Source organism: Stutzerimonas chloritidismutans (genome assembly GCF_038562055.1).
In the GTDB taxonomy this organism is placed as follows: Bacteria; Pseudomonadota; Gammaproteobacteria; order Pseudomonadales; family Pseudomonadaceae; genus Stutzerimonas; species Stutzerimonas chloritidismutans_A.
Genome location: NZ_JBCFXD010000002.1, coordinates 444,682 through 456,585, shown reverse-complemented (window position 1 = coordinate 456,585; position 11,904 = coordinate 444,682). Strand labels below are relative to the sequence as shown.

14 protein-coding genes are annotated in these 11,904 nt (G+C 57.3%); 13 read left to right on the top strand and 1 reads right to left on the bottom strand.

Going from position 1 to position 11,904, the window contains the following annotated elements:
- The first annotated feature begins 48 nt into the window (after positions 1-48).
- Together AAGW23_RS05560 and AAGW23_RS05555 are read left to right on the top strand one after the other, a co-directional pair.
- Positions 49-300, top strand: coding sequence for a succinate dehydrogenase assembly factor 2 (locus AAGW23_RS05560; RefSeq protein WP_102835736.1), 252 nt, complete (start codon positions 49-51; stop codon positions 298-300).
- On the top strand, positions 287-742 hold the full coding sequence (locus AAGW23_RS05555; RefSeq protein ID WP_342405339.1) for a protein YgfX: 456 nt from the start codon (positions 287-289) through the stop codon (positions 740-742). Before AAGW23_RS05560 ends, AAGW23_RS05555 begins: the two co-directional genes overlap by 14 nt.
- Here AAGW23_RS05555 and nadB read toward each other — a convergent pair.
- Entirely contained in the window at positions 711-2,324 is a 1,614-nt protein-coding gene (nadB, locus tag AAGW23_RS05550; protein WP_342405338.1) for an L-aspartate oxidase, read from the bottom strand. The two genes, AAGW23_RS05555 and nadB, sit on opposite strands and share 32 nt — an antisense overlap.
- 353 nt (positions 2,325-2,677) lie before the next feature.
- Between nadB and rpoE the strand changes: the two genes are divergently transcribed.
- The 11 genes from rpoE (at position 2,678) to pdxJ (ending at position 11,887) form a co-directional block, all read left to right on the top strand.
- The gene (gene rpoE, locus AAGW23_RS05545; protein ID WP_019342233.1) at positions 2,678-3,259 is read left to right on the top strand and encodes an RNA polymerase sigma factor RpoE; all 582 of its coding nucleotides are present in this window, start codon (positions 2,678-2,680) and stop codon (positions 3,257-3,259) included.
- A 31-nt stretch (positions 3,260-3,290) separates the two neighbouring features.
- Positions 3,291-3,890 (top strand): sigma-E factor negative regulatory protein, encoded by a 600-nt coding sequence (locus AAGW23_RS05540; protein WP_342405337.1) that lies wholly within the window; start codon positions 3,291-3,293, stop codon positions 3,888-3,890.
- A gap of 8 nt (positions 3,891-3,898) precedes the next feature.
- On the top strand, positions 3,899-4,846 hold the full coding sequence (locus AAGW23_RS05535; RefSeq protein ID WP_342405336.1) for a MucB/RseB C-terminal domain-containing protein: 948 nt from the start codon (positions 3,899-3,901) through the stop codon (positions 4,844-4,846).
- On the top strand, positions 4,843-5,292 hold the full coding sequence (locus AAGW23_RS05530) for a SoxR reducing system RseC family protein (protein WP_342405335.1): 450 nt from the start codon (positions 4,843-4,845) through the stop codon (positions 5,290-5,292). Before AAGW23_RS05535 ends, AAGW23_RS05530 begins: the two co-directional genes overlap by 4 nt.
- A gap of 360 nt (positions 5,293-5,652) precedes the next feature.
- Positions 5,653-7,452, top strand: coding sequence for a translation elongation factor 4 (gene lepA, locus AAGW23_RS05525; RefSeq protein ID WP_102835742.1), 1,800 nt, complete (start codon positions 5,653-5,655; stop codon positions 7,450-7,452).
- A 1-nt stretch (position 7,453) separates the two neighbouring features.
- Positions 7,454-8,308 (top strand): signal peptidase I, encoded by an 855-nt coding sequence (gene lepB, locus AAGW23_RS05520; protein ID WP_159968822.1) that lies wholly within the window; start codon positions 7,454-7,456, stop codon positions 8,306-8,308.
- 89 nt (positions 8,309-8,397) lie between these two features.
- Entirely contained in the window at positions 8,398-8,775 is a 378-nt protein-coding gene (locus tag AAGW23_RS05515) for a DUF4845 domain-containing protein (protein ID WP_342405334.1), read from the top strand.
- Positions 8,772-9,461: a ribonuclease III gene (rnc, locus tag AAGW23_RS05510; protein WP_342405333.1), complete on the top strand. Its 690-nt coding sequence runs from the start codon at positions 8,772-8,774 to the stop codon at positions 9,459-9,461. The genes AAGW23_RS05515 and rnc overlap by 4 nt, the downstream gene beginning before the upstream one ends.
- Positions 9,454-10,365 carry a GTPase Era gene (gene era / locus AAGW23_RS05505; RefSeq protein ID WP_342405332.1) on the top strand — a complete coding sequence of 304 codons (912 nt, stop codon included), beginning with the start codon at positions 9,454-9,456 and terminating at the stop codon, positions 10,363-10,365. Before rnc ends, era begins: the two co-directional genes overlap by 8 nt.
- A 90-nt stretch (positions 10,366-10,455) precedes the next feature.
- Complete coding sequence (gene recO, locus AAGW23_RS05500; protein ID WP_342405331.1) at positions 10,456-11,148, top strand: DNA repair protein RecO; 693 nt, start codon at positions 10,456-10,458, stop codon at positions 11,146-11,148.
- Positions 11,141-11,887, top strand: a complete 747-nt coding sequence (gene pdxJ, locus AAGW23_RS05495; RefSeq protein ID WP_102835748.1) for a pyridoxine 5'-phosphate synthase — start codon at positions 11,141-11,143, stop codon at positions 11,885-11,887. Before recO ends, pdxJ begins: the two co-directional genes overlap by 8 nt.
- The last annotated feature ends 17 nt before the right edge of the window (positions 11,888-11,904 follow it).

Here is an 11,904-nt window from a genome sequence, read left to right as displayed (position 1 = left end):
GAACGCTGCAGTCGGTATAATGCCGCGCTTCAACTCAGGAGCTTTTGCATGGTCGAACAATCCGAACTCAATCGCCTGTTCTGGCAGAGCCGTCGCGGCATGCTCGAGCTGGATGTGCTGCTGGTGCCTTTCGTCAAGGAGGTTTATCCGCAGCTCGACGAAGAGGATCAGCGCCGTTACCGCAAACTGCTAAGCTGTGAGGATCAGGACATGTTTGGCTGGTTCATGGAGCGCGCCGTGCCCGACGACGAAGATCTGCGCTACATGGTTCGAATGATTCTTGACCGTGTCCAGCCATAGTAGCCAAGCATTCGAATGTGAGTGGAATGCATCTGGCGGGCTGTTGGCGCTGTATCTGCTGATGGTGATGCTGGCCGTGATCACGCTGTTGTTATTGCCTTTGCCATCCTGGCTGAGTGTGCTCGGGTTGTTGCTGTGCGCGCTGCACGCTGCCTGGGTTATACCGTCGCACGTCTTGCTGTGTCGTGGTTGTTCATGGCTTGGTCTGCGGCATGATCAGCACGGCTGGTCGCTAAGGAGTCGGGAGGGCGGTTGGCAGCCGGTGCAATTGTTACCTGACAGCATCGCGCTACCGCTGGTTGTGGTGCTGCGATTCAAACTGCCGGGCGACTGGTTCTCTCAAGGGCTCTGCATTCCGCGCGGGGCTATGACGCCGGAGCAGCACCGACGCTTGCGGCTCAGGCTGAAGTTCAGTCGTCGTAGGTGGGCGGCACCAGAATAGTGTCTTTCGCTTCGGGTAGCTGTTCAGGGTAGTCCAGCGTGAAATGCAACCCTCGACTTTCCTTGCGTTGCATGGCCGACCCGATCATCAACTCGGCAACCGTTGCTAGGTTCCGCAGCTCGATGAGGTCGCGACTGACTTTGTAATTACTGTAGAACTCATCGATTTCCCCAAGCAGCAAGCGAACCCGGTGTTGCGCGCGCATCAATCGCTTGGTGGTGCGAACGATGCCAACGTAGTCCCACATGAACCGTCGCAGCTCGTCCCAGTTGTGCGCAATGATGACGTCTTCGTCTGAGTCCGTAACCTGAGTTGCATCCCACGTCGGCAGGACGTTGGGCGAGGCGAGGCCCGGTAGTTCGCGCAGCATGTCTTGAGCAGCAGAGCGCGCGTAGACGAAACACTCGAGCAGCGAATTGCTGGCCATGCGATTGGCGCCGTGCAGGCCGGTGAAGCTGGTTTCGCCGATAGCATAGAGCCCAGGTACGTCGGTTCTGCCGGCTTGGTCAACCAGCACGCCGCCGCAGGTGTAGTGAGCTGCAGGCACTACGGGAATAGGCTCGCAGGTAATGTCGATGCCGAACTCCAGACAACGCTCATATACGGTCGGAAAGTGCGCTTTGATGAATTCCGAAGGCTTGTCGCTTATGTCCAAGAAGACGCAATCGACGCCGAGGCGCTTCATTTCATGATCGATCGCGCGAGCCACGATGTCACGTGGCGCTAACTCCGCGCGCGGGTCGAAACGTGGCATGAAGCGTTCACCGTTGGGCAATTTCAGTACGGCGCCCTCACCGCGTAATGCTTCGGTAATGAGAAAGCTTTTGGCTTTTGGATGGTAAAGGCAAGTCGGATGAAACTGATTGAACTCCAGGTTGCCCACTCTGCATCCTGCGCGCCACGCCATCGCGATACCGTCGCCGCATGCCCCATCGGGATTGCTGGTATATAGGTATACCTTCGCCGCGCCACCTGTCGCCAGTACGGTGAATTTTGCGTGGAAGGTGTCCACTTCGTCGTTGTTTCGGTTCAGCACATACGCGCCAAGGCACCGCTTGCCGCTCAATCCCAGCTTGCGTTCAGTGATCAGGTCAACGGCGACGCGCTGATGCAGCAGATCAATGTTCTCCCGATCATGAGCGCGGGCCAGCAAGGTGTTGAATATCGCCGCGCCGGTCGCATCGGCCGCATGAATGATGCGTCTGTGACTGTGTCCGCCCTCCCGGGTCAGGTGATATTCGAAGCCATCTTCTTCGCGCTCGGAGTCGTCGCGGGTGAATGGGACGCCTTGTTCGATCAGCCACTGGATGGCTTCGCGGCTGTGTTCGACGGTGAAGCGTACCGCTTCTTCCTTGCACAGTCCGCCGCCAGCAACGAGGGTGTCGGCGACATGCGATTCGACTGTATCGGTGTCGTCCAGTACTGCGGCGACACCGCCTTGAGCCCAATACGTCGAGCCGTTCGCGAGCTCGCCCTTGCTCAGCACCGCAACCCGTAGTGAGGATGGGAGGTTGAGCGCCAGGGTCAAGCCGGCTGCGCCGCTGCCTATGACTAGAACGTCGTATTGATAATGTCGGCTCATTTCGAATCTCACGTTGAGGCGACGCTAGTATATAGGCGCGTCCCCCGGCAAAATAGCGGGCCTTGTTGGACTTGGCTGAGTGCTTTGGAACTTTTCTTGCAGGCTCGTCTCTATAGACAGTTGTGGATGCAGACCGACTGGCCATCGTTCGATGGGCGGCGGTGTTTTGCTGTGGATGCCAGAGGGGTGTCGTCGAAACGGTTCGTTTTGGCGCGTCGCTCGCCAATGCCGTCAGGTGTGTTGCAGGAATGCTTGCTTGGAGGGGGAGAACTTTTGTGTAAAGCCCGGGTCTATTCTGGCAGGTCAGCTCGTAGGCGAGCGCAGCACCCCTTCCGGGTCATGGAGGAGTGTTTATGCTAACCCAGGAGCAGGACCAGCAACTGGTCGAACGAGTGCAGCGGGGAGATAAACGGGCTTTCGATTTATTGGTATTGAAATACCAGCACAAGATTCTAGGGTTGATCGTGCGCTTTGTGCATGATTCTCATGAAGCCCAGGATGTTGCGCAGGAAGCCTTTATTAAAGCCTATCGCGCGCTAGCAAATTTCCGCGGGGACAGTGCTTTTTATACATGGCTGTACCGCATTGCCATCAATACGGCAAAGAATCATCTGGTGGCCCGAGGAAGGCGGCCGCCTGACAGCGATGTGAGTTCCGAGGATGCTGAGTTCTATGAAGGGGATCATGCCCTTAAGGATATCGAATCGCCGGAACGAGCACTTCTCAGGGATGAAATTGAAGACACAGTTCATAGAACTATTCAGCAACTTCCAGAAGATTTGCGTACGGCTCTAACACTGCGTGAATTTGATGGTCTTAGTTATGAAGACATTGCGAACGTCATGCAATGTCCGGTGGGTACGGTCCGCTCACGGATATTCCGGGCGCGGGAAGCCATCGATAAAGCATTGCAACCCTTGTTGCATGAATCCTGAGACAGCGGCGATAGCCAAGAGAGGAACCGCCATGAGTCGTGAAGCCCTGCATGAATCGCTGTCCGCGGTGATGGATAACGAAGCGGACGAGTTGGAATTACGTCGAGTGCTCTCCGCAGAGGGCGACAATGAAATGCGGTCGACCTGGTCTCGCTACCAGATCGCGCGGGCCGCAATGCATAAGGAGCTGATCGAGCCTCGTCTGGATATTGCCTCGGCAGTGTCGGCGGCGTTGGCTGATGAGCCTGCAATTACCGCTGTTAAGCCGCAGCGCTTCGCTTGGCGTAATGTCGGTCGTATTGCGGTAGCGGCATCGGTTACGGTCGCTGTGTTGGCAGGTGTGCGCCTGTACAATCAGAGCGATGTAGCCGGCCCTCAGGTTGCTCAGCAAGCTGCACAGCCGAGCATTGCAGTGCCCCAAGCTAGTCAAGGCCCGGCTGTATTGGCTGGATATAGTGAAGGTACGGTTGCTTCAGGTGCCCAGGTAGCGGGTGGGGAGTCGTCGGCTGAAAGCTGGCATGAAAAGAGATTGCCGGCTTATGTGCGTCAGCACGCTCAGCAGGCCGCTTTTGGTAGCGGTTCGGAAAGTGCCCTGCCCTATGCTCGCGCTGCCAGTATGGAAGATCGTTAAGGAACAACATGCGTGTAATGCCGCTGTTTGTGGTGCTCGGAGGCTGGCTATCGATGCCGGCCTTTGCTGCTGAAGCCGATGTGCTGATGCAGCGACTTGCTGACGCTGAGAAAAAGCAAAGCTATCAAGGCACCTTTGTCTATGAGCGTAACGGAAGCTTTTCCACTCATGCCGTCTGGCAGCTGGTAAATGAACAGCAGTTGAATGAGCGCTTTTTGCAGCTTGATGGTCCGGCTGCAGAGGTCGTACTGCTCAATGGTAAGATTCAATGCGCATCCGAAGACATGGCTTCCCAGGTGCGCGAGGTTACGCCATGGCGCCAGCAGCAGCTGGAGCCGGAGTTACTTTCCAAATGGTACAACTTTCAAGTTATCGGGGAATCCCGAGTTGCAGGACGGCCCACGGTCGCGCTGGCGGTCCGTCCCCGGGATCAGCATCGCTATGGCTTCGAGCTGCATCTCGATCGTGAAACCTCCCTGCCGCTTAAATCATTGTTGCTTGACGAAAGCGGGCAGTTGCTCGAGCGCTTTCAATTCACGCATTTTGCACCAGGCTCAGTGGCTGCCGCAGAGGTAAAAGGTGGAGCTGATTGCAAAGCGGTCTCGGTCCCTGCAGGGCAAGTGGATCCGGCGTCAACTCAATGGCGCTCTGATTGGCTGCCTGATGGGTTCCAATTGATCGACTCAAGCGTCCGTCCAAGCCCCGCCTCACAGGAGTCGGTGACTTGGCTGGCCTACGGTGATGGAATTGCTCGAGTATCGGTATTTGTCGAGCCGTTGGGCGGTGCTGTGGTTGAGGATGCGCGTAGTCAAATGGGGCCGACTGTGGCTGTCTCGAAGCGTATTTCCACTGCAGGCGGCGATGTTATGGTCACTGTCATTGGGGAGATTCCCCTAGGTACTGCGGAGCGAATCGCATTGTCCATGCGCTCTGGAGTTGATCAGGCGCCGCAATGATCGAGGAGTCAGGTCGTGTCGTTGCACTGGCGCCTGGCGCTGTCTGGGTTGAGACTGAGCGCCATAGCACTTGTTCTGGCTGCTCCGTGAGGAGTGGCTGCGGCCACGGGCTGGTTGAAAGGCTCGGTATTCGCGAGCGTCGGGGTTTAATACTGGCAGTCTCTGACCTTCGGCTCAGCGTGGGGGATACCGTTGTGGTCGGTATCCGCGAAAGCGTGTTGCTGCGCGGCGCACTGCTTGTGTATCTTTTTCCACTGATTATGCTCTTCACCTCTGCGGTCGTTGCTTCTGAGCTGTCGGCTGCTGAGCCGTACGTGATGCTCGCCGGGCTGGGTGGGTTTCTGGTGGCCTGGCTCGTCGTGCGCAAGCGCAGCCAGCAAACAGCAGTGGATCCCGCGTTACAGCCGATCATTCTGCGTGCTTCAATGACGGTCGCGATGGTGTAGTCGGGTGATCTAACTGCAGATATGTCAAGGCCAGTCTGGCCAAACCGTCATCCAATTCTGTCTTCTCGTTTTTTCCGTCGACCCTTGTCCGCAAAGCGCTCCGGTTTAGTTCGCATGTTGTGCGGCGGCAGTGGAATTTCCATCTTAAATACGTGCGCCGAACGGCATGCTCTAGCTTATGGATATGAGCTAGTTTGAGCGTTTTTCGCGCCGCTTGGGTGGCTGCGGTGTTCAGTTGGTGTCGAGGAGGCCTAGTGTGCAAGTCGCCGGGAGCGGCGTGGCACTGATTCGACCTATCAGGTACACTTTGCGGCTATTTTCGGCGGGCAATCGGCTCGCGACGTATTAGAGTGTTGAGCTGTGAGCGACCTGAGTCATATCCGCAATTTTTCCATCATCGCGCACATCGATCATGGCAAGTCGACCCTGGCTGACCGTTTCATTCAGATGTGTGGCGGTTTGACCGAGCGTGAAATGAACGCCCAGGTGCTTGATTCGATGGACCTCGAGCGCGAACGAGGCATCACGATTAAGGCGCACAGCGTCACGCTGTACTACAAAGCGAAGGACGGCAAAACCTATCAGCTCAACTTTATCGACACTCCAGGCCACGTGGACTTTACCTACGAGGTTAGCCGCTCGCTGGCCGCCTGCGAGGGTGCGTTGCTGGTGGTCGATGCGGGGCAGGGCGTAGAAGCGCAGTCGGTAGCCAACTGCTATACGGCTATTGAGCAGGGCTTGGAAGTCATGCCAGTGCTGAACAAGATGGATCTGCCTCAGGCCGACCCCGATAAGGTCAAGGACGAAATCGAACATATCATCGGCATCGATGCGACCGACGCAGTGGCTTGCAGCGCCAAAAGCGGCATGGGCGTAGACGATGTGCTTGAGCGTCTGGTGGCTGTGATTCCCCCTCCAACCGGCGAAATCGATGCGCCGCTGCAGGCACTGATCATCGACTCCTGGTTCGACAACTATCTCGGTGTTGTCTCGCTGGTCCGTGTTCGCCATGGTCGGATCAAAAAGGGCGACAAGGTCCTGGTCAAGTCCACCGGCAAGGTGCACCAGGTCGATAGCGTCGGTGTATTCAACCCGAAACATACCAGTACGGCCGACCTCAAGGCCGGCGAAGTAGGTTTTATCATCGCCGGAATCAAAGACATCCATGGCGCTCCGGTTGGTGACACCCTGACGCTGTCCAATACGCCTGATGTCGAGATGCTGCCTGGTTTCAAACGGGTCAAGCCGCAGGTCTATGCGGGCCTGTTTCCCGTAAGCTCGGACGACTTCGAAGACTTCCGTGAAGCGCTGCAAAAACTGACGCTCAACGATGCCGCGCTGCAGTACGAGCCCGAGAGTTCGGACGCGCTTGGGTTCGGCTTCCGTATAGGCTTCCTCGGCATGCTGCACATGGAAATCATCCAGGAGCGCCTCGAGCGCGAGTACGACCTGGACCTAATCACTACTGCACCGACCGTGGTCTATGAGCTGTTGTTGAAGAGCGGCGAGACTATCTATGTGGACAGTCCATCCAAGCTGCCCGATCTGTCTTCCATTGAAGACATGCGTGAACCTATCGTGCGGGCCAACATTCTTGTACCTCAAGAACATCTGGGTAGCGTCATTACGCTTTGCGTCGAAAAGCGTGGCATCCAGCGCGACCTGCAGTTTCTCGGAACGCAGGTCCAGGTTCGCTATGACCTGCCTATGAGCGAAGTGGTACTCGACTTCTTCGATCGCCTCAAATCAGTCAGTCGCGGGTACGCTTCGCTGGATTACAGCTTCGAATGCTTCCAGTCAGCCAATCTCACCCGTCTGGATATCCTGATCAATGGTGACAAGGTCGACGCGCTAGCGCTGATCGTGCATAGGGACAATGCGCATTACAAAGGCCGAATCCTCGTCGAGAAGATGAAGGAACTGATTCCCAGACAGATGTTCGACGTGGCCATTCAGGCTGCCCTCGGCGGTCAGATCGTCGCGCGAAGCACAGTCAAAGCCTTGCGCAAGAACGTTCTGGCGAAGTGCTACGGCGGCGACGTGAGCCGTAAGCGCAAGCTTCTTGAGAAGCAGAAGGCCGGTAAAAAGCGGATGAAGCAGGTCGGCAACGTGGAAATTCCGCAAGAAGCCTTCCTCGCAGTGCTCAAGGTAGATAGCTGATATGTCGATCAACTTCCCGCTGTTGCTGGTCATTGCCGTTGCTGTGTGCGGTTTTCTGGCGCTGCTTGATCTGGTGGTGTTCGCACCTCGTCGTCGGGCTGCAATCGCTAACTACGAGGGCCAGACCGGGGAGCCTGATCAGTCAACGCTGGACGCTTTGAATAAAGAGCCGGTTCTGATCGAGTACGGCAAATCGTTTTTCCCAGTTCTGGCAATCGTGCTGGTATTGCGCTCGTTTCTGATCGAGCCGTTCCAGATTCCGTCGGGCTCAATGATTCCAACACTTGAGGTCGGCGATTTCATTCTGGTCAATAAGTTCGCCTATGGCATTCGGCTGCCGGTGGTCGACACCAAGATCATCGAGGTCAGTGATCCGCAGCGTGGCGATGTCATGGTGTTTCGTTATCCCAGCGATCCCAATATCAACTACATCAAGCGTGTCATAGGCCTGCCGGGCGATGTGGTTCGGTACAGCAGCGACAAGCGGCTGAGCATTAACGGCGAGCTGGTTCCTGAAATGCTTATTGGCGAAGAGCCCGGGAGTCTGGGCAGCGCCAAGCTCTACCAGGAAAAACTTGGCGAAGTGGAGCACCTGATTCGCAAGGAAATGGCCCGCTATCGGATCGAGCCCAACCGCGAGTGGCGGGTTCCGGCTGGTCATTACTTCATGATGGGTGACAACCGCGACAACTCTAATGACAGTCGCTACTGGCATGACGCGGCGATTCCGGCGGAATTTGCCGGTATGGTTCCGGACCGCAACATCGTCGGCAAGGCCTTCGCCGTCTGGATGAGCTGGCCCGATCCGAAGTTCAGCAACCTGCCGCACTTTTCGCGCGTCGGATTGATTCACTAAGTCTGTGAATCAGCGCCCGGTTCCAGCGAGCCGGACCGTTATATTTGCACAGCCCCGATCCGCGGGTAACGTACGACATAGAGGTCGACATGAGTTTCGCTCGTTCGCAAAAAGGGCTGTCCATGCTGAGCTGGATCATGGTGCTGGCACTGGTGGCGTTTTTTGCCAGTACCGCATTCAAGATGCTGCCGCATTACTTCGACTATATGTCGATGGACAAGATCATCTCCGGGGTCGAAAGTGACAAGGCCGCAGACATCCGCACCGTACGAGACTTTTACAGCCATGTACGCAAGGGCATGGATGTCAACGGCATCCGCGATCTGAACCTCGAAGAGGCGCTGAAGGTCGTGATTGAAAATAGCGAGTTCAAGGTGCACTTGGACTATGAAAAACGCGAGCCCCTGATCCGTAATCTCGATCTGGTGGCGAACTTCGATAAAGAATATCGCCTAAGGATGCCGTGAGCACTTCGTTAGCCCGTCTCGAGCGTAGGCTCGGATACCAATTCCAGGACCAGGAGCTGATGCTCCTGGCACTGACCCATCGCAGCTATGCCGGACGCAATAATGAGCGTCTTGAGTTTTTGGGCGATGCCATCCTCAACTTCATCGCTGGCGAGGCGTTATTCAACCATTTCCCTCAGGCTAAGGAAGGGCAGTTGTCGCGCCTTCGGGCACGCCTGGTTAAAGGTGAAACGCTTGCTGTACTTGCTCGGGGGTTTGAGCTCGGTGAATACCTGCGGCTCGGCTCCGGTGAGCTGAAGAGCGGTGGTTTCCGCCGCGAGTCGATTCTTGCCGATACCCTGGAAGCCCTGATTGGCGCCATCTATCTTGATGCCGGCATGGAGGCGGCGCGTGATCGCGTGCTGGCTTGGCTTGCCAACGAGCTGGAAGGGCTTACGCTGGTTGATACGAACAAGGACCCAAAGACCCGTTTGCAGGAGTTTTTGCAATCGCGGGCGTGCGAATTGCCAAAGTATGAGGTCGTGGCGATTCAAGGGGACCCACATTGCCGGACCTTCTTCGTCGAGTGCCAGGTGTCACTGTTGCATGAGAAAACACAAGGGCAGGGCGCCAGCCGGCGTATTGCCGAACAGGTTGCCGCTGCCTCGGCACTGATAGCGCTGGGTGTGGAGAACGGTAATGACTGAAGAACGAGTTGAAGGTGAAGAAATCACCCGCTGCGGCTATGTAGCCATTGTCGGAAGGCCCAATGTGGGTAAGTCGACCCTGCTTAATCACGTCTTGGGCCAGAAGCTCGCGATCACCTCGCGCAAGCCGCAGACAACCCGTCACAACATGCTTGGAATCAAGACCGAGGGGACCGTTCAGGCGGTCTACGTCGACACCCCTGGCCTGCACAAGAATGGCGAGACGGCGCTGAACCGCTATATGAACCGCACCGCCTCTTCAGCTTTGAAGGACGTCGACGTGGTCGTCTTCGTGGTCGATCGCACTCGCTGGACTGATGAGGATCAGTTGGTGCTTGAGCGTGTCCAGTATGTCGAAGGTCCGGTCATCGTTGCGGTTAACAAGACCGATCGCGTCGAAGACAAGGGCGAGCTGCTGCCGCATTTCGAATGGTTGGCTCAACAACTGCCAAGAGCCGAGATCGTGCCGATCTCGGCCCAGCACGGGCAGAATCTGGATGTATTTGAGAAGCTGGTAGCTTCCCACCTGCCCGAGGGCGAGCACTTTTTCCCCGAAGACCAAATCACCGACCGCAGCAGCCGTTTCCTGGCCGCAGAGCTGGTGCGTGAAAAGATCATGCGTCAACTCGGCGCCGAGGTGCCTTACCAGATCACCGTCGAGATTGAGGATTTCAAGCAGCAGGGCCATGTGCTGCATATCCATGCGCTGATTCTGGTAGAGCGCGACGGCCAGAAGAAAATCATCATTGGCGACAAGGGCGAGCGCATCAAGCGCATTGGCCAGGAGGCGCGCAAGGACATGGAGGTGCTATTCGACTCCAAGGTCATGCTCAATCTCTGGGTGAAGGTGAAGAGCGGCTGGTCCGACGACGAGCGGGCACTGCACTCGCTCGGCTACAGCTGACGCAAGTTCTGCGACACCTGCCGGACTGCCGCAGCCTTTGGCGGTCGGGCAACCGGCATTTGTTCCGTCTCTGCACGTGACCTACCTCCCATGACCGCCCAAACCGCTTTTGTGCTGCACAGTCGGCCCTATCGTGAAAGCAGCGCGCTTGTGGATTTCTTCACGCCCGAAGGGCGACTACGGGCAGTGTTGCGCGGTGCACGCGGCAAGGCGGGTACGCTGGCGCGTCCCTTTGTGCCGCTCGAAGTCGAGTTTCGTGGTCGTGGGGATTTGAAAAGCGTCGGTCGGCTGGACAGTGCCGGGCTGGCGTACTGGCTCGATGGCAATGCGCTATTCAGCGGCATGTACCTGAACGAATTGCTGATCCGGTTGCTGCCGGCTGAAGATGCTCATCCCGCCATGTTCGATCACTACGCTGCAACCCTGCCAGCGCTGGCGGCTAAACGACCGCTGGAGCCAATTCTCCGTTCGTTTGAATGGCGCCTGCTGAACGAGCTTGGATATGGCTTTGCCCTGGACCGGGATGTGGCTGACCAGCCCATCGCTGTCGACGGGCTATATCGTTTGCTTCCCGATACCGGGCTGGAGCCGGTCGGGCATTTTCAGCCGGGTCTGTTCAATGGCGCGGAACTCCTGGCGATGGCAGAGGCCGATTGGAATGTGCCAGGGGCTTTGCACGCCGCAAAAAGACTCATGCGTCAGGCATTGGCGCCGCATCTGGGCGGTCGACCATTGGTTAGCCGCGAGCTATTCATGAACATCAAGGAGGTCCCGCGTGACTGAAGCGAATCGAATTCTGCTCGGCGTCAATGTTGATCATGTCGCCACCCTGCGCCAGGCGCGTGGTACCCGCTACCCTGACCCAGTCAAGGCTGCGCTGGATGCCGAGGAGGCCGGGGCCGACGGCATTACGGTACACCTGCGCGAGGATCGTCGGCACATCCAGGAGCGTGACGTGCTAATGATGAAGGATGCGCTGCAGACGCGGATGAACTTCGAGATGGGTGTCACCGAAGCGATGCTGGCATTTGCCGAGCAATTGCGGCCCGAACACGTTTGCCTGGTGCCTGAAACACGACAGGAGCTCACCACTGAGGGCGGCCTGGATGTCGCGGGCCAGGAAGCGCGGATTCGAGAAGCGGTCAACCGCCTGGCTGCTTGCGGTGCTGAGGTGTCGCTCTTCATTGATGCTGATCCGCGTCAGATTGAAGCGGCTGCTCGTGTGGGCGCGCCGGCGATTGAGCTGCACACGGGCCGTTACGCCGATGCGCACGGCGTGGCCGAACGGGCCTGCGAGCTTGCCCGCATTCGCGACGGTGTCGAGTCCGGCTTGAGCCATGGCCTGATCGTCAATGCGGGCCATGGTCTGCATTACCACAATGCTGAAGCGATCGCCGCGATTCGTGGCGTCAACGAGCTGAACATTGGCCACGCGATAGTTGCTCATGCCTTATTCGTCGGGTTCAAGCAGGCCGTTAAGGAAATGAAGCACCTGATCCTTACCGCCGCCGCCCGCGGCTGATAAACGCTAGGTGACCC